At 72.0% G+C, this 24,815-nt stretch carries 19 protein-coding genes; 8 read left to right on the forward strand and 11 right to left on the reverse strand.

The window, feature by feature from the left end; translation table 11 throughout:
• Positions 1-110 precede the first annotated feature (110 nt).
• The 3 genes from ACFWMZ_RS17110 to metH all read right to left on the reverse strand — a co-directional run bounded on the left by ACFWMZ_RS17110 (position 111) and on the right by metH (position 6,607).
• A complete protein-coding gene (locus tag ACFWMZ_RS17110; protein WP_383182157.1) occupies positions 111-1,715 on the reverse strand; it encodes an ABC transporter substrate-binding protein in 1,605 nt (534 codons plus the stop codon).
• A gap of 503 nt (positions 1,716-2,218) precedes the next feature.
• Complete coding sequence (locus ACFWMZ_RS17115) at positions 2,219-2,920, reverse strand: HAD family hydrolase (RefSeq protein ID WP_383202373.1); 702 nt, start codon at positions 2,918-2,920, stop codon at positions 2,219-2,221.
• Positions 2,921-3,082: 162 nt separating this feature from the next.
• A complete protein-coding gene (metH, locus tag ACFWMZ_RS17120) occupies positions 3,083-6,607 on the reverse strand; it encodes a methionine synthase (RefSeq protein WP_383182161.1) in 3,525 nt (1,174 codons plus the stop codon).
• A 414-nt stretch (positions 6,608-7,021) separates the two neighbouring features.
• Here metH and ACFWMZ_RS17125 point away from each other — a divergent pair, with 414 nt between their 5' ends.
• From ACFWMZ_RS17125 to ACFWMZ_RS17150, 6 genes are all read left to right on the forward strand, one after another.
• The gene (locus ACFWMZ_RS17125) at positions 7,022-7,786 is read left to right on the forward strand and encodes an IclR family transcriptional regulator (protein WP_383182163.1); all 765 of its coding nucleotides are present in this window, start codon (positions 7,022-7,024) and stop codon (positions 7,784-7,786) included.
• A gap of 408 nt (positions 7,787-8,194) precedes the next feature.
• Entirely contained in the window at positions 8,195-8,965 is a 771-nt protein-coding gene (locus ACFWMZ_RS17130; protein WP_383182165.1) for an MIP/aquaporin family protein, read from the forward strand.
• Positions 8,966-9,053: 88 nt separating this feature from the next.
• Positions 9,054-10,595, forward strand: coding sequence for a glycerol kinase GlpK (glpK, locus tag ACFWMZ_RS17135; protein ID WP_383182167.1), 1,542 nt, complete (start codon positions 9,054-9,056; stop codon positions 10,593-10,595).
• A gap of 62 nt (positions 10,596-10,657) precedes the next feature.
• Positions 10,658-12,268, forward strand: a complete 1,611-nt coding sequence (locus ACFWMZ_RS17140) for an FAD-dependent oxidoreductase (protein ID WP_383182169.1) — start codon at positions 10,658-10,660, stop codon at positions 12,266-12,268.
• An 85-nt stretch (positions 12,269-12,353) separates the two neighbouring features.
• Positions 12,354-13,412, forward strand: a complete 1,059-nt coding sequence (locus tag ACFWMZ_RS17145) for an LLM class flavin-dependent oxidoreductase (RefSeq protein WP_383202376.1) — start codon at positions 12,354-12,356, stop codon at positions 13,410-13,412.
• Between the two features lie 178 nt (positions 13,413-13,590).
• Complete coding sequence (locus ACFWMZ_RS17150; protein WP_383182173.1) at positions 13,591-14,778, forward strand: PAC2 family protein; 1,188 nt, start codon at positions 13,591-13,593, stop codon at positions 14,776-14,778.
• Between the two features lie 125 nt (positions 14,779-14,903).
• Here ACFWMZ_RS17150 and mshC read toward each other — a convergent pair whose 3' ends face one another.
• The 4 genes from mshC to ACFWMZ_RS17170 form a co-directional block, all read right to left on the reverse strand.
• Positions 14,904-16,133 (reverse strand): cysteine--1-D-myo-inosityl 2-amino-2-deoxy-alpha-D-glucopyranoside ligase, encoded by a 1,230-nt coding sequence (gene mshC, locus ACFWMZ_RS17155; RefSeq protein ID WP_383182175.1) that lies wholly within the window; start codon positions 16,131-16,133, stop codon positions 14,904-14,906.
• A gap of 113 nt (positions 16,134-16,246) precedes the next feature.
• Complete coding sequence (locus tag ACFWMZ_RS17160) at positions 16,247-17,224, reverse strand: SCO1664 family protein (RefSeq protein ID WP_383182177.1); 978 nt, start codon at positions 17,222-17,224, stop codon at positions 16,247-16,249.
• Positions 17,188-17,778 (reverse strand): DUF3090 domain-containing protein, encoded by a 591-nt coding sequence (locus tag ACFWMZ_RS17165; RefSeq protein WP_383182223.1) that lies wholly within the window; start codon positions 17,776-17,778, stop codon positions 17,188-17,190. The genes ACFWMZ_RS17160 and ACFWMZ_RS17165 overlap by 37 nt, the downstream gene beginning before the upstream one ends.
• A gap of 129 nt (positions 17,779-17,907) precedes the next feature.
• Positions 17,908-18,600, reverse strand: a complete 693-nt coding sequence (locus ACFWMZ_RS17170; RefSeq protein WP_383182179.1) for an MSMEG_4193 family putative phosphomutase — start codon at positions 18,598-18,600, stop codon at positions 17,908-17,910.
• A gap of 88 nt (positions 18,601-18,688) precedes the next feature.
• Between ACFWMZ_RS17170 and ACFWMZ_RS17175 the strand changes: the two genes are divergently transcribed.
• Positions 18,689-19,687: a magnesium and cobalt transport protein CorA gene (locus ACFWMZ_RS17175; protein WP_383182181.1), complete on the forward strand. Its 999-nt coding sequence runs from the start codon at positions 18,689-18,691 to the stop codon at positions 19,685-19,687.
• Positions 19,688-19,707: 20 nt separating this feature from the next.
• Here the strand turns inward: ACFWMZ_RS17175 and ACFWMZ_RS17180 are convergent, their stop codons facing one another.
• Positions 19,708-20,496, reverse strand: coding sequence for a ferritin-like domain-containing protein (locus ACFWMZ_RS17180; RefSeq protein WP_383182183.1), 789 nt, complete (start codon positions 20,494-20,496; stop codon positions 19,708-19,710).
• Between the two features lie 287 nt (positions 20,497-20,783).
• A complete protein-coding gene (locus ACFWMZ_RS17185; RefSeq protein ID WP_383182185.1) occupies positions 20,784-21,833 on the reverse strand; it encodes an LLM class F420-dependent oxidoreductase in 1,050 nt (349 codons plus the stop codon).
• A gap of 179 nt (positions 21,834-22,012) precedes the next feature.
• On the opposite strand from ACFWMZ_RS17185, the gene ACFWMZ_RS17190 reads away from it, so the two are divergent.
• On the forward strand, positions 22,013-23,044 hold the full coding sequence (locus ACFWMZ_RS17190) for an aldo/keto reductase (protein WP_383202379.1): 1,032 nt from the start codon (positions 22,013-22,015) through the stop codon (positions 23,042-23,044).
• A gap of 7 nt (positions 23,045-23,051) precedes the next feature.
• Here the strand turns inward: ACFWMZ_RS17190 and ACFWMZ_RS17195 are convergent, their stop codons facing one another.
• Both ACFWMZ_RS17195 and ACFWMZ_RS17200 read right to left on the reverse strand, forming a co-directional pair.
• Positions 23,052-23,522, reverse strand: a complete 471-nt coding sequence (locus ACFWMZ_RS17195; RefSeq protein ID WP_383202382.1) for an NUDIX domain-containing protein — start codon at positions 23,520-23,522, stop codon at positions 23,052-23,054.
• Positions 23,509-24,234, reverse strand: a complete 726-nt coding sequence (locus tag ACFWMZ_RS17200) for a helix-turn-helix domain-containing protein (protein WP_383202450.1) — start codon at positions 24,232-24,234, stop codon at positions 23,509-23,511. The genes ACFWMZ_RS17195 and ACFWMZ_RS17200 overlap by 14 nt, the downstream gene beginning before the upstream one ends.
• Between the last annotated feature and the right edge of the window lie 581 nt (positions 24,235-24,815).

Raw genomic sequence — 24,815 nt, forward strand, 5'->3', positions numbered from 1 at the left:
GGCCCGCCGGGGCGCCGCGGGGATGTTGCCGCCCCCCCCCCCGTCCGACTCGGGCGCCCCCCCCCCCCGGGGGGGGGGCGGGCGGCCGCCGTCGCGCGTGGGGCGCCGGGTCAGCTGCTGACGCCGCGGTCGAGCTCCCAGAGCTGGAGGTTGGAGGAGGAGTCGAGGGCCCACTCGACACCGATGATGTCGTCGCGGGCGGCGACGTACTGCTTGCCCTGCCAGAGCGGCAGCACCGGGACGTCCTGGGCGACGATGTCCTGCATCCGCTTGATCGGGTCGGCGGCGGCGAGGCGGTCGGCCTCACGGCGCGAGGCCGGGATCAGCTTGTTCTGGATGTCCTTGTTGCTGTACGGCGAGGACAGGAAGTTGTCCTTGTCGAGGAAGGGCGCGAGGAAGTTGTCCGCGTCGGGGAAGTCGGGGAACCAGCCCATCCCGAAGACCGGGTAGTCGCCCTTGATCTGGGCGGCGCGGAACTTGTCCCAGCCGGTGCCCTGGACCTCGGTCTTGAAGAGGCCGCTGGCGTTGAGCTGGCGGCTGATCTCCTTGAACTCGGCCTCGGTGCCCTGACCGTAGTGGTCCGTGGTGTAGTTCAGCGTCAGCTCGACGGGCGTGTCGATGCCCGCCTGCTGGAGCGCGGCCTTGGCCTTGGCCGGGTCGGGCTGTTCGCCGTACTGGTTGAAGAACGAGTTGGTGTGCCCGGTGATGGTGGTGGGCACCAGCGAGTAGAGCGGCTCGGCCGCGGTGCCGTAGACCTTCGAGGTGAGCGTGCCGCGGTCGATGAGGTAGCCCATCGCCTGGCGTATCGCCTTGTCGGCCTTGGGGTCGTCGGTGTTGAAGGCCAGGTAGCGGATCTCCAGGCCGGGCATCTCGACGAGGCGGATCTTCTCGACCTGGTCGCCGGTGTACTTCTTGATCTGCTGCGGCGAGATCGTACGGGTCATCAGGTCGACGTCGCCCTTCTCCAGCGCCGTCCCCATGGTGTCGGGGTCGGCGAAGGAGCGCATCTCGACCTTCTGGTTCTTCAGCTTGAGGCTGCCCTTGTAGCTGGGGTTGGCGCTGAAGGAGACCTTGACGACCTGGTTGTCCTCGGCCTCGGTCTGGACGCTGTACGGGCCGGAGCCGGAGACGTCGAAGCCCTTGCGGAGCCTGTCGGCCGGGTAGTCAGCCTCGTTGACGATGCCCGCGGCGGGGGTGGCGAGCTTGTACGGGAAGGTCGCGTCGGGGCTGTGGAGGTGGAAGACGACCTCGCGCTCGCCCCGGGTCTCGACGGTGTCGATGTTGGCGAGCAGGCCGACCGGGCCGTTGCCGTCCTTGATCCGGACGATGCGGTCGATGGAGTACTTGACGTCCTCGGCGGTGAGCTCGTCGCCGTTGGCGAAGGTCAGCCCCTCACGGAGCTCGCAGCTGTAGCGCTCATTCCCGGCGTCGGTGAAGGAGCAGTTCTCGGCCGCCTCGGGCACCGGCTCGCCGCCGCCGCGGGGCATGGTCAGCAGGGTCTGGATGGTCTGGCGGAGCACGTTCCAGGCACCGGCGTCGTAGGCGGAGGCCGGGTCGAGGGGGGCCGGGGCGTCCTGGGAGGCGGCGAACCGGTCGGTGGTGCCGACGACGATGGCGTCGCCGCCCTGGTCCGCGCCGTCCGATCCGCCGCAGGCGGCGAGTACGGGGGCGAGCAGGCCGACGACGACCGGCAGCACCAATGTCTTGCGGTTCATGCGCGCAGTTCTCCACAGCAGTCGATCTCGCACGCGTCCGCGGCTCAGGGGTGGGGCCGGGGGCGGCGCGAGGGGGTACGGCGATGTTCTCGCGACGACATTAGTCCGCCTGTGCCAGTACCTCGGAATGCGGCCGGAGTTGAGGGCAATCACGCTGTGGAACCGGGTGCGGACGCACCGAATTCCACCGTGGGGAAGCTTTTCCGCACGGGTCCACCAATCGGGACACATAGGCCTCGCGCCGCAGGGAAGAAAACGGACGTCCACACAGGTTCTCCACGGCGTCGACAGCGACACGCGTGAGAAAGGTCACCTGAAACGGGTGAGATCGGGCGGGCGGGCGGCGCGAGCGCCGAGGGCGGGGGTACCCGTCCTCACCGGTAGGGACACGGAGCGTCACCGGCCGCGGAGGCACCGGCGTGAATTCGCCTTTCTCGCTGGTGAATTCACGCCGGAACCCCCATTTCCAGGGCTCGGCTATTTCCGCGAACGGCGGTTTCCGGTCAGTGGATTCCCGTCATCATGCCGTGCAGAAAGGGCATGTCGATCTCTTCGAGGGTGCTGACGATCCGCCGGCCGGGCAGGGCCCGCACGGGTGCGACCGAGGGGACGGCGATGACCTGGCACCCGGCGGCCTCCCCGGCGGTCACGCCGGTCTCGGTGTCCTCCACCACGGCGCAGCGGGCCGGGTCGACGCCGAGGCCCTGGGCGGCGAGCAGGTACGGGTCGGGGTGCGGCTTGGTGCGTTCGACCTCGTCCCCGGCGACGGTGAGGGCGAAGTGCTCGGTGCCGAGCGAGGTGAGGACCCGGTCGATGATGCGGCGGTGCGAGGCCGAGACCAGGGCGGCCGGGATCTGGTGGTGGGCGAGCGCCTTCAGCAGGCGGGCGGCGCCGGGCATGAGGGGCAGGGTGGAGCCGAGGCGGCGCTCGAAGCGGTCGTTGAGGAGCAGGCTGACCTCCTCCAGGCTGATGTCGGCGCCGGTGGCGTCGATGAGGAAGCCGGCGCTGCGGCTCATCGGGCCGCCGACGACGACGTGCCGCCAGGACTCGTCCAGCCGGTGCCCGAGGGAGGCGAAGACCTCGACCTCGGCCTCCCACCAGAAGCCCTCGGTGTCGACGAGGGTGCCGTCCATGTCCAGGAGGACGGCCTGCAACGCGGAGCCTTCGGCCAAACGGGTACCGCTGCGGGGAACCGTACTGGTCACCTGCGTACCTCCTAAGGGACTCGAAGGCCGGGCGGGGGCCGTCCGCCGGGGCGCCCGGGGGCGTCGCGGCGGGCGGCTCTCACCCGGCCTGAACAGGGCCGACCAGTGTACGGCTCCGGGCCCTTCGGCGCCTCAGGGCGGGCCCGGGGCGCCGGGAGCGGGTCAGCGGGCGTTGAAGTACTTGGCCTCGGGGTGGTGGATGACGATGGCGTCGGTGGACTGCTCGGGGTGGAGCTGGAACTCCTCCGAGAGGTGCACGCCGATCCGCTCGGGCTGGAGGAGGTCGGCGATCTTCGCCCTGTCCTCCAGGTTGGGGCAGGCGCCGTAACCCAGCGAGAAGCGGGCGCCGCGGTACTTCAGGGCGAACATGTCCTCGACGTCCACCGGGTCCTCCCCGCCGAAGCCCAGCTCGGCGCGGACGCGGGCGTGCCAGTACTCGGCGAGGGCCTCGGCGAGCTGGACGGAGAGGCCGTGGAGTTCGAGGTAGTCGCGGTAGGAGTTGGCGGCGAACAGCTCGGCGGTGGCCTCGCCGATGCGGGAGCCGACAGTGACGACCTGGAAGCCGACGACGTCGGTCTCGCCGGACTCCTCCGGGCGGAAGAAGTCGGCGAGGCAGAGCCGGCGGCCGCGGCGCTGGCGGGGGAAGCTGAAGCGGGTCCGCTCGTTGCCCGCGTCGTCCAGCACGATCAGGTCGTCGCCCTTGGCGACGCAGGGGAAGTAGCCGTGGATGACGGCGGCTTCGAGCAGGTTCTTGGTGTGCAGCTCGTCCAGCCAGCCGCGCAGCCGGGGGCGGCCCTCGGTCTCCACCAGCTCCTCGTAGCTGGGGCCGTCACCGGCGCGGTTCTGCTTCAGGCCCCACTGGCCCTTGAAGAGGGCGCCCTCGTCCAGCCAGGAGGCGTAGTCCTTGAGCGGGATGCCCTTGGCGACGCGGGTGCCCCAGAACGGCGGGGTGGGCACCGGGTTGTCGGTGGCGGTGTCGGAGCGGACCGGGCCCTCCTCCCGCTCCTCGACCACGGTGGCGGACGCGGTGGCGCGCACCCGGCGCTGCTTCAGCTCGGGGAGGGCGGCGCCGGGGACGCCGCGCTTGACGGCGATGAGGGCGTCCATCAGCCGCAGGCCCTCGAAGGCGTCGCGGGCGTAGCGGACCTCGCCCTGGTAGATCTCGTGGAGGTCCTGCTCGACGTAGGCGCGGGTGAGGGCGGCGCCGCCGAGGATCACCGGGTAGCCGGCGGCCAGGCCGCGCTGGTTCAGCTCCTCCAGGTTCTCCTTCATGATCACCGTGGACTTGACGAGCAGTCCGGACATGCCGATGACGTCGGCGCGGTGCTCCTCGGCGGCCTCCAGGATGGCGGAGACGGGCTGCTTGATGCCGAGGTTGACGACGTTGTAGCCGTTGTTGGAGAGGATGATGTCGACGAGGTTCTTGCCGATGTCGTGGACGTCGCCGCGGACGGTGGCGAGCACGATGGTGCCCTTGCCCTCCTCGTCGCCCTCGGCCTTCTCCATGTGCGGCTCCAGGTGGGCCACCGCGTCCTTCATGACCTCGGCGGACTGGAGGACGAAGGGGAGCTGCATCTGGCCGGAGCCGAAGAGCTCGCCGACCACCTTCATACCGTCCAGCAGCGTGTCGTTGACGATGTCCAGGGCCGGGCGCTCGGTCAGGGCCTCGTCCAGGTCCTCGTGCAGGCCGTTCTTCTCGCCGTCGATGATGCGGCGCTTGAGCCGCTCGTCCAGCGGGAGGGCGAGCAGTTCCTCGGCCTTGCCCGCCTTCATGGACTTGGTGTCGACGCCCTCGAAGAGCTGAAGGAACTTCTGGAGCGGGTCGTAGCCCTCGGCGCGCCGGTCGTGGATGAGGTCCAGGGCGACCTGGACGTGCTCCTCCTCCAGCCGGGCGATCGGCAGGATCTTGGAGGCGTGCACGATGGCCGAGTCGAGACCGGCCTTCACGCACTCGTCCAGGAAGACGGAGTTCAGGACGATGCGGGCGGCCGGGTTGAGGCCGAAGGAGATGTTGGACAGGCCCAGCGTCGTCTGCACGTCGGGGTGGCGGCGCTTCAGCTCGCGGATCGCCTCGATGGTGTGCACGCCGTCCTTGCGGGACTCCTCCTGCCCGGTGCAGATGGTGAAGGTGAGGGTGTCGATGAGGATGTCCGACTCGTGGATGCCCCAGTTGCCGGTCAGGTCCTCGATCAGCCGCTCGGCGACGGCCACCTTGTGCTCGGAGGTACGGGCCTGGCCCTCCTCGTCGATGGTCAGCGCCATCAGGGCCGCGCCGTGCTCCTTGGCCAGCGCGGTGACCTTGGCGAAGCGCGAGTCGGGGCCGTCGCCGTCCTCGTAGTTGACGGAGTTGATGACGGCCCGCCCGCCCAGCTTCTCCAGCCCGGCGCGCAACACGTCGACCTCGGTGGAGTCCAGCACGATCGGCAGCGTCGAGGCGGTGGCGAACCGCCCGGCCAGCTCCGCCATGTCGGCGGCGCCGTCGCGGCCCACGTAGTCGACGCACAGGTCGAGCAGGTGGGCGCCCTCGCGGATCTGCTCGCGGGCCAGCTCCACGCAGTCGTCCCAGCGGCCCTCCAGCATCGCCGTGCGGAACTTCTTGGAGCCGTTGGCGTTGGTCCGCTCCCCGATCGCCAGGTACGAGGTGTCCTGGCGGAACGGCACCGTCTGGTAGAGCGAGGCGGCGCCCGCCTCCGGCTGCGGGGCCCGCTCGGCCGGGGCGGCGCCGCGCACCCGCTCCACCACCTGGCGCAGGTGCTCGGGGGTGGTGCCGCAGCATCCGCCCACCAGGGAGAGGCCGTAGTCGCGTACGAAGCCCTCCTGGGCGTCGGCCAGCTCCGGGGCGGTCAGCGGGTAGTGCGCGCCGTCCTTGCCGAGGACGGGCAGGCCGGCGTTGGGCATGCAGGAGATCGGGACGCGGGAGTGGCGGGCGAGGTAGCGCAGGTGCTCGCTCATCTCGGCGGGTCCGGTGGCGCAGTTCAGCCCGATCATGTCGATGCCCAGCGGCTCCAGCGCGGTCAGCGCTGCGCCGATCTCCGAGCCGAGCAGCATGGTGCCGGTGGTCTCGACGGTCACCGAGACGATGACCGGCAGATTGGCGCCGGTCGCCTCCAGGGCGCGGCGGGCGCCGATCACGGAGGCCTTCGTCTGGAGCAGGTCCTGGGTGGTCTCCACCAGCAGCGCGTCGGCGCCGCCCGCGATCATGCCCTCGGCGTTCCGCTGGTAGGCGTCGCGCAGGGTGCCGTACGGGGCGTGGCCCAGCGTCGGCAGCTTCGTGCCCGGGCCCATCGAGCCGAGCACCCAGCGCTGCTGCCCCGTCTCGGTGGTGAAGCGGTCGGCGCTCTCGCGGGCGACGCGGGCACCGGCCTCGGAGAGCTCGAAGACCCGCTCGGGGATGTCGTACTCGCCGAGCGCGGCGTGGTTGGCACCGAAGGTGTTGGTCTCGACGCAGTCGACGCCCACCGCGAAGTACGCGTCGTGGACGGAGGTGACGATGTCCGGCCGGGTCAGGTTGAGGATCTCGTTGCAGCCCTCCAACTGCTGGAAGTCGTCCAGCGTCGGGTCCTGCGCCTGGAGCATCGTGCCCATGGCCCCGTCCGCGACCACCACGCGGGTGGCGAGTGCTTCACGGAGGGCGTCCGCGCGGGCGGCGGCGGAGAGTGCGGTCCGATGGGTCGGCGACGAGGCCATGAGAGAGCTCCCTGGAGTGCGACGGCTGTCGGCTTTGCGCCTCCGGTGCCGAAGGCGCACGCGGTCAGCGTAGCTGCCGGGATCGCCTCGCGGCTCGGGCGTCCACGGTCCGGACCTGGGGCGGGCGCCGGAGCGGGCCGGATCCGCCGTCGGCGGGCGGCGGCCGGAACGCCTGGCAGGGGACGTACGGGGACCGGTGGCCGATGCCCGGGCGGTGCGGGCCACCCGGCGCGCCGGGTGAGGATGACCGGCGCGGGCGGGCCGGGACCGGGCGTGTCGAGGCGTGGGCCGCGGCGTGGCGGAAACTCGCCGGAGGTGGAGGCTTCGCGTGTTGGCTCGCGGTCGGCCAAGGCCGCTAGTGTTCAGCATTGTCGAATGGCCGCATCGGCACACGGCCTCAGGAAGGGACCACGGATGGCACGGAACATCCAGTCGCTGGAGCGGGCCGCGGCGATGCTGCGGCTGCTGGCGGGGGGTGAGCGGCGGCTCGGGCTCTCCGACATCGCCTCGACGCTCGGCCTCGCCAAGGGCACCGCCCACGGCATCCTGCGCACCCTCCAGGCGGAGGGGTTCGTCGAGCAGGATCCGGCCTCCGGCCGCTACCAGCTCGGCGCCGAACTGCTGCGCCTGGGCAACAGCTACCTGGACGTGCACGAGCTGCGGGCCCGGGCGCTGGTCTGGACGGACGACCTGGCCCGCTCCAGCGGCGAGGCGGTCTACCTCGGAGTCCTGCACCAGCAGGGCGTCCTGATCGTGCATCACGTCTTCCGCCCGGACGACTCGCGGCAGGTGCTGGAGGTGGGCGCGATGCACCCGCTGCACTCCACCGCGCTGGGCAAGGTGCTCTCCGCCTTCGACCCGGTGGCCCACAGCGAGGTGCTGGAGAGCGCGCGCGAGCCGCTCACCGACCGCACGGTGACGGAGGCGGACGCCTTCGAGGGCGTCCTGGACCTGACCCGCGCCCGGGGCTGGGCCTTCGACCTGGAGGAGACCTGGGAGGGCGTGGCCTCGGTGGCGGCGCCCATCCACGACCGGCGCCGGATGCCGGTGGGGGCGGTCGGCGTCACGGGCGCCGTGGAGCGGCTGTGCCCGGACTCCACGCTCCGCACCGAACTGGTGACGGCGGTCCGCGACTGCGCCCGTGCGGTCTCCCGGGACCTGGGCGCCGGGCGGTTCTGACCCCGGCGGTCCCCGCCCCGCGGCGGGCCACCGGCCGAGCGGCCGCCGGCGAACCCCGCTCCGTCGCCCACACGCCCCTTCCCGGCCGATTCGTGGCGCTCTCGTCCCCGGCCAGGCTTTTGTCACGCCCACGACGAGGCGTGCGTCACAGCCGTTGCCCGCCGAGGCGGTTCCGGCCGGCGAATCCTGGGGAGCTTTGCGGGCACAGTCCCTTGACTGGGTGAGCACACGGGCGGAACACTGCCGTTCCACGGTCGGCATTGTCGAACACCTAACGGCAAACACGCGTTACGGTGTGAAGGACGCCGACCAGAACACGCCCCCGCACCGCGGACGTGTCCGGTCGGCTGGGACCCGGCGGAGGGACACGCGCGGTGTCCATCTGGACGAAGGACAAAGGAGTCGCGGGTGTCCAGCTCCAACATCTTCATCGGCGAGACGATCGGTACCGCCGTACTCATCCTGCTCGGCGTCGGCGTCTGCGCCGCCGTCACCCTCAAGAGCTCCAAGGCGAAGGACGCCGGCTGGCTCGTGGTCTCCTTCGGCTGGGGCTTCGCCGTCCTCACCGGCGCCTACATCGCCTCGGGCGTCTCGGGCGCCCACCTGAACCCGGCCGTGACCATAGGCCTGGCGGTCCAGGGCGGCACCGAGTGGTCGGACGTCCCCCTCTATCTCGGCTCGCAGCTGCTCGGCGCGATGATCGGCGCCGCGCTGGTCTGGGTGGCGTACTACGGCCACTTCCAGGCGCACCTGAAGGACGAGGCGGTCGTCGCGGAGGCGGCGGCCACGCCCGAGCGCGAGCCGGGCCCGGTCCTCGGGATCTTCGCCACCACCGCGCAGATCCGCAACACGGTGCAGAACCTCGGCACCGAGATCATCGCCACCGCGGTGCTGGTGCTGGCGATCCTGACCCAGGGACTCAACGACGAGGGCAACGGCCTCGGCCCCCTGGGCGCGCTCGTCACCGCTCTGGTCGTGGTCGGCATCGGCCTGTCTCTGGGCGGCCCCACGGGGTACGCGATCAACCCGGTCCGCGACCTCGGACCCCGGCTGGTGCACGCGGCGCTGCCGCTGCCCAACAAGGGCGGCTCCGCCTGGGACTATGCCTGGATCCCGGTGGCCGGGCCGCTGATCGGCGGCGCCCTCGCCGGCGGCATCTACCAGCTGGCGTTCGCCTGACCGGCGGGCCCGGCGGGGCGGCCCGCACCGCCGCCCGGGCCGCCCCGCACCGACCCGCACCGCACTTCCTGGAGCAGGAGCACACACCGTGACCGACGCACACACCGCAGGCCCCTTCATCGCCGCGATCGACCAGGGGACCACGTCGAGCCGCTGCATCATCTTCGACCGGGACGGCCGGATCGTCGCCGTGGACCAGAAGGAACACGAGCAGATCTTCCCCAAGCCGGGCTGGGTCGAGCACGACGCCGCCGAGATCTGGACCAACGTCCAGGAGGTGGTCGCCGGGGCGGTCGCCAAGGCCGAGATCACCCGCGACGACATCAAGGCCGTCGGCATCACCAACCAGCGCGAGACGACGCTGCTGTGGGACCGGCACACCGGTGAGCCCGTCCACAACGCCATCGTCTGGCAGGACACCCGTACCGACGCCCTCTGCCGCGAGCTCGGCCGCAACGTCGGCAAGGACCGCTTCCGCCGGGAGACCGGCCTGCCGCTCGCCTCGTACTTCGCCGGGCCCAAGGCCCGCTGGCTGCTCGACAACGTCGAGGGGCTGCGCGAGCGCGCCGAGGCGGGCGACATCCTCTTCGGCACCATGGACTCCTGGGTCATCTGGAACCTCACCGGCGGCACCGAGGGCGGCGTCCACGTCACCGACGTCACCAACGCCTCGCGCACCATGCTGATGAGCCTGCACCGCATGGAGTGGGACGAGCGGATCTGCTCGTCGATCGGCGTGCCCACCGAGGTGCTGCCCGAGATCCGCTCCTCCGCCGAGGTCTACGGCGAGGTCAGCGGCGGGCGCCTCGGCGAGCTGCTCGGCGGCATCCCGGTCGCCTCGGCCCTCGGCGACCAGCAGGCCGCCCTCTTCGGCCAGACCTGCTTCGCCGAGGGCGAGGCCAAGTCGACGTACGGCACCGGCACGTTCATGCTGATGAACACCGGCGAGAAGATCATCAACTCCTACTCGGGGCTGCTGACCACCGTCGGCTACCGCATCGGCGACCAGGACCCGGTCTACGCCCTGGAGGGGTCGATCGCCGTCACCGGCTCGCTCGTCCAGTGGATGCGCGACCAGATGGGCCTGATCAACTCCGCGGCCGAGATCGAGACGCTCGCCTCCTCGGTCGAGGACAACGGCGGCGCCTACTTCGTCCCCGCCTTCTCCGGGCTCTTCGCCCCGTACTGGCGGCCGGACGCCCGCGGTGTCATCGCGGGCCTGACCCGCTACGTCACCAAGGCGCACATCGCCCGGGCCGTGCTGGAGGCCACCGCCTGGCAGACCCGCGAGATCACCGACGCCATGACCAAGGACTCCGGTGTCGAGCTGAGCTCGCTCAAGGTCGACGGCGGCATGACCTCCAACAACCTGCTGATGCAGACCATGGCCAACTTCGTCGACGCCCCGGTGGTCCGCCCGATGGTGGCCGAGACCACCTGTCTGGGCGCCGCCTACGCGGCCGGCCTGGCGGTCGGCTTCTGGCCCGACACCGACACCCTGCGCGCCAACTGGCGCCGGGCCGCCGAGTGGACCCCGGACATGGACCCGGAACTCCGCGACCACGAGTACCGCAAGTGGCTCAAGGCCGTCGAGCGCACCTTCGACTGGCTCGACGACGAAGAGAACTGACGCACCACCCCGGGGGGCCGCCTGCGCGGCGGCCCCCCGGACCCACCGATGAGGAGCACGTCATGACCACCCCGCACAGCGTCCCGGCCCTCGGGACGCACCCGGCAGCCGGCCCCAACCCGGGCCGGGCCGAGACCCGGGACCTGCTGTCCCGGGCGACCTACGACCTCCTGGTGATCGGCGGCGGCATCCTGGGCATCTCCACCGCCTGGCACGCCGCGCAGTCCGGCCTGCGGGTCGCCCTGGTCGACGCGGGGGACTTCGCCGGGGCCACCTCGTCGGCCTCCTCCAAGCTGCTCCACGGCGGCCTGCGCTACCTCCAGACCGGCGCGGTCAAGCTCGTCGCGGAGAACCACTTCGAGCGGCGCGCCGTCTCCAAGCAGGTCGCCCCGCACCTGGCCCGGCCGCTCACCTTCTACCTGCCCGTCTACAAGGGCGGCCCGCACGGCGCCGCCAAGCTCGGCGCGGGCGTCTTCGCCTACTCGGCGCTCTCCGCCTTCGGCGACGGTGTCGGCCACGTCATCAGCCCCGAGCGGGCCCGCCGCGACGTGCCCGAGCTGCGCACCGACGGGCTGCGCGCGGTCGCCGTCTACGGCGACGACCAGATGAACGACGCCCGGATGGCGCTGATGACGGTCCGCGCGGCCGTCGACGCCGGCACCGAGGTGCTCAACCACGCCGAGGTCACCGGCCTGCGCTTCACCCGCGGCCGGGTCACCGGCGCGGAGCTGCGGGACCGCCTGGACGGCACCGAGTTCGGCATCGACGCCCGCCTCGTCCTCAACGCCACCGGCCCCTGGACCGACCACCTGCGCGCCATGGAGGACCCGGCCGCCTCGCCGTCGGTCCGCCTCTCCAAGGGCGCCCACCTGGTGCTGCGCCGCACCTCCCCGTGGAAGGCCGCGCTCGCCACCCCGATCGACAAGTACCGCATCACCTTCGCCCTGCCCTGGGAGGACATGCTCCTGCTCGGCACCACCGACGAGGAGTACGAGGGCGACCCGCGCGACGTGTCGGTCACCGACCAGGACGTCACGCAGATCCTCGACGAGGCCGCCTTCTCCGTCCGCGACCAGCAGCTCTCCCGGGACCTGATCACCTACTCGTTCGCCGGACTGCGGGTGCTGCCCGGCGGCCCCGGCGACACCTCGAAGGCCAAGCGCGAGACGGTCGTCAGCGAGGGTCCCGGCGGCATGCTCTCGGTGGCCGGCGGAAAGTGGACCACCTTCCGGCACATCGGCCGCACCGTCATCGACAAGCTGTCCAAGCTCCCCGGCCGCCCGCTGACCGAGGACATGGAGCCGATGCGCAGCCTGCCCCGGATGCCGCTGCCCGGCATCGCCAACCCGCAGGCGGTCGCGCACCGGCTGCTGGTCGACGGGCCCGCGCCCGGGCCGCGGATGGCCCCGGACACCGCCCGCCACCTGGCGACCCACTACGGCTCGCTCGCCTTCGACATCGCCCGCCTCGCCAACGAGGACCCGTCCCTGGCCGAGCGCGTCCACCCGGACGCGCCGGAGATCCGGGCGCAGATCGTCTACGCCCGCGACCGCGAGTGGGCCGAGACCGCCGAGGACGTGCTGCGCCGCCGCACCACGCTGACGGTGCGCGGGCTCGACACGCCCGAGGTCCGGGACGACGTGGCGAAGCTGCTGGCGGTCCGTCCCGACTGACCGCGCAAAGGCGCGAGGAGCGGTGCGGCGGGCGCTTCGTACGCCCGCCACACCGCGGCAACACCGCGGGCGCACGCTGGTCGCCATGAGATTCCAGGTGCTCTCCCTCATCGGCCACGGCCCGCACCCGCTGACCGGACGGACCCCGCGCCCCGCCGACCGCTTCGGCGACGTGCTGGCCCAGGCCGAGGCGGCCGAACGCCTCGGCCTGGACGCGTTCGCGGTCGGCGAGCGGCACGCCGGCCCCTCCCTCTCCTCCGCACCGGTCGCCGTCCTCGTTGCGCTCGCCGCCCGCACCTCCCGCATCCGCCTGCTGACCGGCGTCACGGTCCCCTCCGTGCTGGACCCGGTCCGGGTCGCCGAGGACTACGCCACCCTCGACCAGCTCTCCGGCGGCCGGATCGAACTGGTCGTCGGCAAGGGCGCGGACGCCGCCCACTTCGCCCTCTTCGGCCTGGAGGAGGAGCGGCAGTGGGACCTCCAGCGGGAGAAGTACGAGCTGCTGCGGCGGCTCTGGCGGGAGGAGCACGTCGACTGGACGGGCGAGTTCCGCGCCCCGCTGAAGGACGTGACGACGGTGCCGCGCCCGTACGCCGGACCGCCCCGCGTCTGGCACGGCTCGGCCACCAGCCCCCGCTCCCCCGAACTGGCCGCGCTCCACGGAGACCCGCTCTTCACCGCCAACGCCGTCCAGCCGCGGGCGGCGTACGCGGCCCTGATCGACCTGTACCGCGAGCGGTTCGAGGCGCACGGCCACGACCCGGCCGGGGCCTACGTGGGCGCGGGCTCGGGCGGGCTGCTGATCGCCGGCACCGACGCGGAGGCCGTGGCGCGCTACAAGGACGTCTACGAGGCGCAGGTGCGGCAGAGCTTCAAGCCCGCGCTGACCGGGCGGGCCGGGTACAACACGCCGTACCGGACCATCGAGGAGGCCATGGCGGAGGGGCCGCAGCTCATCGGCTCACCCGAGCGGAGCATCGAGAAGCTCCTCGGCCACCACGCGGTCTACGGCCACGACCTCCAGTCGGTGACGGTCGACGGCTTCGGCCTGGAGCGGGCGGAGCAGCGAGCCCTGCTGGAGCGGTTCGCCGAGGAGATCGCGCCGGTGGTGCGCCGGGAGGCGCCCACCACTCTCTGGACCTGAGCCGGGCCGTCCCGGGACCGGCCGCGCACTCCCCTCCGGAGCCGTACGGAGGGGAGTGCGCGGCCCCGGTCCGGGGCAGTCTTCCGAGCGTCGCGGCCCCACAAGGGGCCGCGGGAGGGCCCCGCGGACGCCGTAAGGTTGGGCCGGTACGCGAGGGCACGTCGGAAGGAGGCGCTGGGTGATCGAGCTCGAAGGGGTACCCGAGCTGGTCGACCCGGTCATGGTGGCCGCGTTCGAAGGCTGGAACGACGCCGGTGACGCCGCCTCCACCGCGGTCGAGCACCTGGAGCAGGAGTGGAAGGGCGAGGTGTTCGCGGCGCTGGACGCCGAGGACTACTACGACTTCCAGGTCAACCGCCCCACGGTGTGGATGGACGGCGGGGTCCGCAAGGTGACCTGGCCGACGACCCGGCTGTCGGTGGTCCGGATCGGCGGCGATAAGCCGCGTGACCTGGTGCTGGTGCGCGGCATCGAGCCCAGCATGCGCTGGCGCTCGTTCTGCAACGAGATCCTGGGCTTCGCCCACGAGCTGGGCGTCGAACTGGTCGTCGTCCTCGGCGCGCTGCTCGGCGACACCCCGCACACCCGCCCGGTCCCGGTCAGCGGCGTCACCTCCGACCCGGACCTGGCCCGCACGATGAACCTGGAGGAGAGCCGGTACGAGGGCCCGACCGGCATCGTCGGCATCCTCCAGGAGGCGTGCGCGCACGCCGGGGTGCCGGCGGTGGGCCTGTGGGCGGCCGTCCCGCACTACGTCTCCCAGCCGCCCAACCCGAAGGCGACGCTCGCCCTGCTGAACCGCCTGGAGGACGTGCTGGACCTGCGCATCCCGCTGGGCGACCTGGCGGAGGACGCGCGGGCCTGGCAGCTCGGGGTCGACCAGCTGGCCGCCGAGGACAGCGAGGTCGCCGAGTACGTCCAGTCGCTGGAGGAGGCGCGCGACACCGCGGAGCTGCCCGAGGCCTCGGGGGAGGCCATCGCCCGGGAGTTCGAGCGGTACCTGCGGCGCCGGGACGGTTCCGGCGGTCCGGGCGGCCACGCCACCGACGGCGGCCGCGCGGCGGAGGGCGAGGGCCCCTTCCTGCGCGACGGCGACCGCAACCGCCCGCACCCCAAGCGCACCGGCCCGCCCCCGGGCCAGCTCCCGGGCACACCGGGCGAGGGGCCCGCCGGCCGGGAGACGCCCCGCTCGACGGAGGACGGCCCGGACTCCGCCCCGGCGGGCGGCCGGGGCGACGGCGAGGACGCCGAGGACGGAAACTCCGGCGGGCGCGGCGGCAGCAGGGGGGACGACGGCCGCGGTCGGCCGTCGGACGGCCCGGACTCGGACCCTGGCTCCGGCTCCGGCTCCGGCTCCGGCGACTGAGCCGCGTAACCGGCCACGAGCGCACGCGAAGGACCCCGCCACGATCTCCGTGGCGGGGTCCTTCGTTATGCCTGGCCGGCGCGGCCGGCCGGCCGGCCGTGCTCAGCTTCTCGGCGCGTGGCCGCTCAGAGCGCGACGCCGAGCAGCGCGTCGACGGTGCGCGAGACGATGCCCGGGGCGCCCTCGTCGGTGCCGCCCTCGGTCTCCTGGAGCCGGGCCCAGGCGTCCACGGCGCGGAGCGCGGCGGGAGCGTCCAGGTCGTCGGCGAGCGCGGCGCGCACCTGCTCGACGACGGCGGAGGCGTCCGGGCCGTCGGGCCGGGAGACGGCGGCGCGCCAGCGCGCGAGGCGCTCCACGGCCTCCTGGAGACCGGCGTCGGTCCACTCCCAGTCGGCTCGGTAGTGGTGGGCGTGGAGGACGAGCCGGATCGCGGCCGGGTCGACGCCCTCGCGGCGCAGCGCGGAGACGAAAACCAGGTTGCCCTTGGACTTCGACATCTTCTCGCCGTCCAGGGCGACCATCCCGGCGTGCACGTAGGAGTGGGCGAAGGGGTACTCGCCGGTGGCGGCGTGGGCGTGCGAGGCGCCCATCTCGTGGTGCGGGAAGACCAGGTCGGAGCCGCCGCCCTGGAGGTCGAAGCCCATGCCGAGGTGGTCCAGGGCGATGGCGACGCACTCGATGTGCCAGCCGGGCCGTCCCTGGCCGAGGCTGCCGCCGTCCCAGCTCGGCTCGCCCTCGCGGGCCGACATCCAGAGCATCGGGTCGAGCGGGTTCTTCTTGCCGGGGCGCTCGGGGTCGCCGCCGCGCTCGGCGGAGAGCAGGCGCATGGCTTCGGCGTCCAGGTGGGAGACCTCGCCGAAGTGCGGGTCGGCCTCGACGGAGAAGTACAGGTCGCCTTCGAGCTCGTAGGCGGCGCCCGCGTCCCGCAGCCGCTCGACCAGCGGGATGATGCGGGGTATGGCCTCGACGGCGCCGATGTAGTCGCGCGGCGGGATCATCCTGAGGGCGGTCATGTCCTCGCGGAAGAGGGCCGTCTCGCGCTCGGCGAGGCCGGTCCACTCCACGCCGTCGCGCAGGGCGCGCTCCAGGAGCGGGTCGTCCACGTCCGTGACGTTCTGGACGTAGTGCACCTGCCGCTTGGTGTCGAGCCACACGCGCTGAACGAGGTCGAACGCGTTGTAGGTCGCCGCGTGACCCATGTGGGTCGCGTCGTACGGCGTGATGCCGCAGACGTAGAGACGGGCGACGGGGCCGGGGGTGAGGGTCTTCGGCCCCCCGGTCACGGTGTCGTGGATCCTCAGGTCGCGACCCTTGCCGGGAAGGGCGGGGACCTCGGAAGCGGGCCAGGCATGCATGGGACTGAGCCTAACCGGACGTGGCATCCGGATACGAACCGGATGGCGGCTGTTTGGCCGGGAGGGCACTCTTGCGCCTCGGGCGCTCCTGTGCAGGTCGCGAGCGGAACGGCTCAGACCGGCGGCCAGGGGATCGCGGGCCATTCGCCGCCGGGCACGGGGTGGGTGCCGGAGGAGAGCAGGGCGGCCACGCGGGCGCGCAACGCGGTCAGTTCGGCCGGGGTGACGAGGGCGGCCAGACGGGTGGCGAGCGGCGCCTCCTCGCCGAGGGCGGCGGCGAGGCGGCCGAGCGCGGCCAGCGCCTCCTCGGTGAGCGGTTCCCCGGCCCAGCCCCAGAGCAGGGTGCGCAGCTTGTCCTCGGTGTGGAAGGTGACGCCGTGGTCGATGCCGTAGAGGCGGCCGTCGGCGGTGGTCAACAGATGACCGCCCTTGCGGTCGCTGTTGTTGATGACGGCGTCCAGCACGGCGAGGCGGCGCAGCCGGGGGTCGTCGGCGTGGACCAGCAGCGCGGTGCCGCCGCCGGGGACCTCGGCGAGCCCGATCGGGCGCCATCCGGCGGGCGCGGGCCGCTCGGCGTCGGCGAGGGCCAGCAGCCGGCCGAGGGGCACCAGGCCGGGGGCGTCGGCGGCGACGGCCGCACCCGCGGTCGGCGCCGCGGCCGTGCCGGCGCCCCGTACCGCCTCCCCCGCCCCGGCCCCCTCGGGCTCGTCGGGCTCGTCGGGCTCGTCGTCCACCTGGTCGATCCAGAGCTGGACCATGCCCGTCCCGTACGGTCCCTCGCGGAGCACGGTGGGCGGGACCAGCTCCCAGCCGAGGGCGGCGCAGACCTCGTGGGCGGCGACCTCGCGCTGGGCGAGGGTCCCGTCGGGGAAGTCCCACAGCGGCCGCTCCCCCGCGACCGGCTTGTAGACGCAGGCGGCCCGGCGGCCCTGGTGGACGACGGTGCAGTGCAGCACGGCGTTGGACGCCTCGGGGATGTGGCCGCGCACGGTCAGTTCGCCCTCGGTGAGCAGGGCGGTGGTGTCGACGGAGGCGGCGGAGCCGGAGGGGGCGGTCACAGGCCGCGACGGTACCCGTTCTGGCGCGGGCATACGTGTCCTTCCGGGTCGAGCGGCAGGCTGCACAGCGGGCAGGGCGGCCGGCCGGCGTTGACGACGTCCAGGGCGCGCTTGGCGAAGGCCCGGGCCTGGGCTCCGGAGAGGCGGACCCGCAGCATCGGCGGGCCGTTCTCCTCGTCCTGGAGGAGCCGCTCCTCGGCGGCGGCGAGGTCCTCGTCGGAGTCGCCCTCCAGCTCGACCAGGGCCTGCGCCTCGACGATCATCCGCTGGTCCTCGCCGTCCCAGGCGAGCGCCATGGTGCCGACCCGGAACTCCTCCTCGACCGGGTTGTCGAGGGGGGCGCTGTCGGCGATGTCGGCGGGGACGACGGCGGGCACCGGGGCGTTGCCGCCGCTGCGGCGTACGACTTCGTCCAGCAGTTCGTTCATACGCTCGGCGAGCGCTGCGACCTGGGTCTTCTCCAGGGCCACGCTGGTGACCCGGCCCCCGGAGGACGCCTGGAGGAAGAAGGTCCTGCGCCCGGGGAGACCGACCGTCCCGGCGACGAAGCGCTCGGGCGGGTCGAAGAGGAACACCTGACGGGACACGTCCTGCATCTCCAGAGGTTCGGTGGCGAACGGCGGTGGGGAGGGGCGACGCCCGCTCGGGCCGCGTGGGTCTGGGTACGCGTCCGGGCCGGTGTCACCGTCTCGGTTTCACCCTACTGCTGCGGGCGATCACGGTGCGCCCGTACCGCCCCCGACCGTGGCTTGTCCGGCGTCGGCCGCGGGCGCCGGGCGGGGGGCGAGGGAGTCCAGGTCACCGGTGTCTCCGAGGCGGACCAGGAAGGGCCGCAGCCGGGTGAAGCGGATCGCGGTGACCGAGCAGGGTTCGACCGAGACGCGCTGGAAGAGGTCGAGGTGGAGGCCGAGGGCGTCGGCGACGAGGGACTTGATGATGTCGCCGTGGGTGCACAGGACGTACGCGGCGTCCTCACCGTGCTCGGCGGCGATCCTGGCGTTCCAGTCGCGGACCGCCTCGGCGGCACGGTGGTGCATGTGGCGCATCGACTCGCCGCCGGGGAAGGCGGCGGCGGACGGGTGCTGCTGGACGATCTCCATGAGGGGCTCGCCGCCGAGTTCGGAGAGTTTGCGGCCCGACCAGTCCCCGTAGTCGCACTCGTTGACCCCGGGCTCCTCGTGGACCGCGAGGCCGGGGCGGGCGGCCAGCAGCGGAGCGAGGGTCTCCCGGCAGCGCTCCAGCGGGCTGCTGACGGCGGCGGCCAGCGGTACGGCGGCGAGCCGGGCGGGCAGCGCCTCGGCCTGGGCGCGGCCGTGGTCGTCGAGGCGGACCCCCGGGGTGCGTCCGGCGAGGATTCCCGCGGTGTTGGCGGTGGAGCGTCCGTGCCGGACGAGGATCAGGGTGGGCATGCGTGCCAGGGTAAGCGCTGCCCGGAGCTCCCCTGCGGACGCGGCAAGTGGCAGGTGAGGACGGGCCGACGCGGGGAAGACTGACCCGGTGATCGTGGACTGTGCCATCTACCGAGCCGGCCGCCGCAGCGAGCGGACCGGCGACTTCACCGAGGCGCTGGCGAAGGCCCGTACCTCGGACGGCGCCTTCGTCTGGCTGGGCGTGCTGGACCCGAGCGAGGAGGAGTTCGGCCGGGTCAGTGAGGAGTTCGGGCTCCACCCGCTGGCGGTGGAGGACGCCCTCAAGGCGCACCAGCGGCCGAAGCTGGAGGTGTACGAGGACTCGCTCTTCATGGTGCTGAAGCCGGTGGTGTACGAGCCCAGAAGCGACCGGGTCTCGCTCGGCGAGGTGATGGTCTTCGTCGGCGAGGGGTTCGTGGTGTCGGTGCGGCACGGCGACGGGGCCCCGCTGGCGCAGGTGCGCGAGCGCCTGGAGCACGAGCCGGAGGTGCTGACCCACGGACCGACAGCGGTGCTGTACTCGATCGCCGACGCCGTCGTGGACCACTACCTGGAGGTGGCGGCCGAGCTCCAGACCGACCTGGAGGAGCTGGAGACGGACGTCTTCTCCCCCGACTCCTCCGGCAACCGCGACACCGCCGAGTCGATCTACACCTTCAAGCGTCAGATCGTGGAGTTCCGCCGGGCCACGGGCCCCCTGGCGGCGCCGGTGGGGCGGCTGGCCGGGAACGGCCCGTTCGGCCACGGCGTGCCGTTCGTCCGAGACTCCGCCCAGCCCTTCTTCCGGGACGTCGGCGACCACCTGCTGCGGGTCAACGAGTCGGTGGAGAGCCTGGACCGGCTGGTCTCGGACATCCTCTCGGCGCACCTGGCGCAGATGGGCGTCCGGCAGAACGACGACATGCGGAAGATCTCCGCGTGGGCGGCGATGGCGGCGGTGCCGACGATGATCGCCGGGATCTACGGGATGAACTTCGACGCGATGCCGGAGCTGCACTGGGTGGGCAGCTACCCGGTGGTGATCCTGGTGATGGTCGGCATCGCCTTCGCCCTGCACCGCCAGTTCAAACGGCGCGGCTGGCTCTGACCACCCTCGCCCGCCCGCGCTCAGGCGAACTCGGGCGCGGTGGTGGCCGGTCCGCCGAGCGGGTCGCGCCGCTCGGGCGGGCTGAGGGAGACCATGCGCCGCCGGCCCGCGGCCCGCTCGTAGAGGTAGGCGGCGCGGATGCCCGCCGCGAGCAGCGCGCCCCGCGCCCGGGACCAGCCCAGCACCTCGCCCATCCGGGCCATCACGGCGAGGCTGACGTCGCGGTAGACAGCGAGCTCGGCGCGTACGCAGGTGTGCAGGGCCCGCTGGACGGCGCGGCCGTGTCCGGCGCGGGCCAGTTTCAGCAACTCCTCGTGGCAGTAGGCGAGGTGGTTGTCCTCGTCGTCGGAGATCATGCGGACCGCGCGGCCCAGCTCCGGGTGGTCGCCGAAGTACCGCACCAGCATCCGCATCTGCTCGGAGGCGCGCTGTTCGGTGACGCGGCTGTGCGCGAGGTAGGTGATGATGTCCTGCTCGCTGAGCGGGGTGCCGGCCTGGAGCCGGGCGTGGGCGAGGCCGATGCCATGGCGTTCCAGGAGCATCGTGTAGTCGGTGTCCTCGGGGACCTCGCAGGGTTCGAGGCCGCGCTTCTTCAGCAGCGCGCGGAAGATCCGGCCGTGCTTGTCCTCGTCGGCGCCGTGCCGGGCGATCTTGGGGGCGAGGTCGCGCTGTGTCTCGGGGACGAGTGCGGCGATCCGGGCGTTCTCCCAGCCGCCCTGCGCCTCGCCGCTGGCGGCGATGGAGCAGAAGAGCCGGTAGGCGTCGTCGTTGTCGAGGATCTCCTGGAAGAGACTCCGGGCCGAGAGCATCCGCAAACCTCCGTACGTCGCCGGACAGTCGTCCGCAGAAGGCCAGTCAAGGGTCGGCCGCGGGGCCCGGCAACGCCACCGCCCGGGCGGCTGGGCCGAACGGGCGACGGGCCCGGTGGCGGTCCGGTGCGCCGGGGGGCGTAACCCCGGCGGCGCTGGGGCGTTGTCCTGGTGACGGCCGTGGCGGGGAAGACCCCCGAGCCCCCACCGCGGCCGCAGACCCGGACGGCCCCGCCTGCTGCGCGCAGGGGGGCCGTCGTCGTGTGCTCGCCGAGTCCTGGGGCGGGTCAGGCGAGGCCCGCGCGCTCCAGGGCCTCGGTGCCGGCGCGGAGCGCGGCGATCCGCTCGTCGAGGGTGAACCCGGCCGGGGAGAGCGTCAGCGTGGTGACACCGGCGGCGGCGTACGCCTGCATCCGGTCGGCGATGCGGTCGACGGTGCCCAGCAGCGTGGTGGAGTCGATGAGCTGGTGCGGGACGGCCGCGGCGGCGCCGTCCTTGTCGCCGGAGAGGTACTTGTCCTGGATCTCGGCGGCCTCCTCCTCGTACCCCATGCGCTGTGCGAGCTGGTTGTAGAAGTTCTGCTTGCGGCTGCCCATGCCGCCGACGTACAGGGCGGTGTACGGGCGGAAGAAGTCGGCGAGCCCGTGGACGTCCTCGCCGACGGCGATCGGGACGGTCGGGACGACGTCGAAGCCCTCCATGGTGAGCCCGGCCTTCTCGCGGCCCGCGCGCAGGTGGCGGACGGCCGTCTCCTCCAGGTGCTCGGCGGCGGGGAAGATCAGCAGGGCGCCGTCGGCGATCTCGCCGGTCTGCTCCAGGTTCTTCGGGCCGATCGCCGCGATGTAGAGCGGGATGCGCTCGCGCTCCGGGTGGACGGTGAGCTTCAGCGGCTTGCCGGGGCCGCCGGGCAGCGGCAGGGTCCAGTGGTCGCCCTCGAAGGAGACCCGCTCGCGGCTCATCGCCTTGCGGACGATCTCGACGTACTCGCGGGTGCGGGCCAGCGGCTTGTCGAACTTGACGCCGTACCAGCCCTCGGAGACCTGCGGGCCCGAGACACCGAGGCCCAGGCGGAAGCGGCCGCCGGAGAGCGAGTCGAGGGTGGCCGCGGTCATGGCGGTCATGGTGGGCTGGCGCGCCGGGATCTGCATGATCGCGGAGCCGATGTCGATCCGCTCGGTCTGTGCGGCGACCCAGGAGAGGACGGTCGGGCCGTCCGAGCCGTACGCCTCGGCGGCCCAGCAGACCGAGTAGCCCAGCCGGTCGGCCTCCTTGGCGACCGCCAGGTTGTCCGCGTCCATACCGGCGCCCCAGTAGCCGAGGTTGATGCCGAGCTGCATGCGCAAATCCCCTTACCCATCGGTAACGTCCCGTTCCGGGGGACTCTAGCGCTCTCACCCGTCCGGACGGTATGCCTGGGCGGGTCGCTCCCGTCACGTGGCGGGCCGCGGCGCGCCGTGCGGCGGTGGTTGTCCACAGGCCACCACGAACTGGGGTGCGGCCAGTACTCTCGGCGACCATGGAGCAGAGGCATCTGGGCCGCACCGGCCTGCGCGTGTCCCGCATCGGCCTGGGCACCCTGACCTGGGGCCGGGGCACCGACGAGCATGACGCCGCCGATCTGGTGAAGACCTTCTGGGAGGCCGGCGGCTCCCTGGTCGACACCGCCGACGTGTACGCGGACGGGGAGGCGGAGCACCTCCTCGGGCGGATCGTGGAGCGGCTGGTTCCCCGCGAGGACCTGGTGATCGCCACCAAGGCGGGCAGCGTCCCCGACCCGGAGCGGCGGTTCGACGGCTCCCGCGGCCACCTGCTCGACGCGCTGGACGCCTCCCTGCACCGGCTGGGCACCGACCACGTCGACCTGTGGCAGGTGCACGCCTTCGACCCTCTGACGCCGCTGGAGGAGACCCTCCAGGCCCTCGACATCGCCGTCACCACCGGCCGGGCCCGGTACGCCGGCGTCTCCAACTTCTCCGGCTGGCAGCTCGCGAAGGCCGCCACCTGGCAGCTGGCGCTGCCCGCCGGGCGCACCCGACTGGCCAGCACGCAGATGGAGTACTCGCTGCTCCAGCGCGGCGTGGAGCGCGAGGTGCTGCCCGCCGCCCTCGACCTGGGCGTGGGCCTGCTGCCCTCCTCGCCGCTCGGCCGGGGCGTCCTGACCGGCAAGTACCGCCACTCCGCTCCCCCGGGCCCGCCGGGCTCGCGCGGCGCCTCCGAGCATCTGGCCGGGTTCGTCGCCCCCTACCTGGACGACGCGGGCGACCGCGTGGTCGACGCCCTCACCACCGCCGCCGACGGCCTGGCCGCCACCCCGCTCCAGGTGGCGCTGGCCTGGGTCCGGGACCGGCCCGGCGTCTGCGCCCCCGTCATCGGGCCGCGCACGGCCGAGCAGCTGGCCGCGGCGTTGTCGGCGGAAGCCCTTACGCTTCCGGACGAGATCTGCCAGGCGCTCGACGACGTGTCGGCGCCCGTGCACCGCTATCCCGACGATGTTTCGTCTGGCGTAACGGAGACAGGCTACCGGTACTGGGGCTGTCAGACCAGCTAGAGCCAAGTCACCCCAGGTGGGGGGTACCTCGCTCCTCGGTCGCATGCTGCAACCTGAGCCGCTGGGTGTGGTGGATGGGCAGGTCATCCAGGTCGCCAGGGGCCACCCACCGAAGTTCCAGGGATTCGTCTGAGATAGCCAAGGTTCCGCCGACGAGTCGGGCTCGAAAGCACACGTTGAACTGTCGCCGCACTTCCCCGTCGCTGTACGCGATGACGTGTAGGGGGTCGGTGTACGTGCCGACAAGTCCAGTCACTTCTACATCTAGGCCAGTCTCTTCCTTGACCTCTCGGACGGCTGCACCGGGAAGGGAGTCGGTCATTTCCATACCGCCACCCGGCAGAGCCCACAGGCCGCTGTCTGACCGCTTCTGAAGAAGGATGCGGCCCCTATTGTCGGTGACTACGGCAGATGCCGCTACAACCATGCTGTTGGGCTCTGGGGCCGAAGGGTCGTCGTAGAACTCAGTTCGTGCCATCGGGGGTTACCTCCTGGGCCGTCGACCAGACGGCATCAAACGACTTGGCGTAGGTGTCGAACATGGACCCGCCCTCAGCGCGCCTCAAGTGCCACACCGGCGCACCGTAAGCGTTCACACCCCAGACATGAGCATTGATCAAGGCTTGATCATCCACTCGATAGACCGAGTTGTAGAGGGTGGTTCCGTGGGTCCGGATCTCCACTCTTGGGACTCCGACCAAGGCCCGGTAATGGAGCAGCGCCAGACGGCATCGTGTCTCAATGCCGTGCCCGAACTTCTCTTCCTGACCCCGGAGTTGCACATTGGGAGAGTTGGCGTCGCCCAGACAGATGCGGACCCGGCAGCCTGCCTCTGCCTTCTCCCTCAGTAGTTCATTGAGCCGGGGATACGCCTCATGCAGGAACACAGCTGCATAGACCAATACGTCTACCTGCTCTTGTGCCGACGACAAAAGGTCAACAAAGATGGACACCGGAATATCTGCCCGCTGCTCGTACAGGGCCACTAGCTCAGGGCTCACCGCCCGTGCTGTACGGGGCTGCCTCAACGCTGGCCACAGTGCGTGAACGTCCTCCCCCAGAGCCTCAGCCGCCGTGATCGCGGTAGCCCTTCCGGGAATCCTCCCCAGGTTCACCCACCTCTCGACGCTCTTGGGGTCAACTCCTGTTGCCTCAGCCAGCTTTGCATGTGTCCAGCCCCCTGCTACCAGCGTTGCCCGTAGCCGCTCGTTGCCAGCCGTGGTGTCGCTCCCTCCCAGTCGCTCCGTAGGGACGTTCTACCCCTGTCGGGACGTCCCCAAGTGGGGTTTGGGCGAGGTTCCTACGTCCCAGCGAACAGGCCGACCATGTGCCCTCTGTGAGGCAGCAGCACGACGAGGCAGGGACCACATGACCAAACCTCCTACCTATCCGGAAGCACCAGTGGAACTCCCCATCGATACATGGCTATTGGAGGGAACTCCGGTAAACGGCTGCAAGGTGTGCTTGGCCCTTGCCAGGGAACGCAAGGAGGCATTGGCCCGTGGCGACCGCAACAAGGCAATCGAGACGAGTAGGGAACTCAGGAACCACCAACACACCCCAGCCCAGTAGTGATACCTACTGCGGCATCTGCACAGGGCACCGAACCATTTGGTGTAACGAATGCTGTGGGTTCGGAGGCTGCAAGTCCTGCAAGCGGACAGAGAAGGAACCTTGCCCTGCTTGTGCCGGGGGCACGGGAGAACCAATCAGATGGTGAGGAGAGGACCCCTCGGCGGGGACCTCTCTCTCGTTTACAACCACCTAATCG

The sequence above is a fragment of the Streptomyces sp. NPDC058373 genome, assembly GCF_042723275.1.
Taxonomy (GTDB): Bacteria; Actinomycetota; Actinomycetes; order Streptomycetales; family Streptomycetaceae; genus Streptomyces.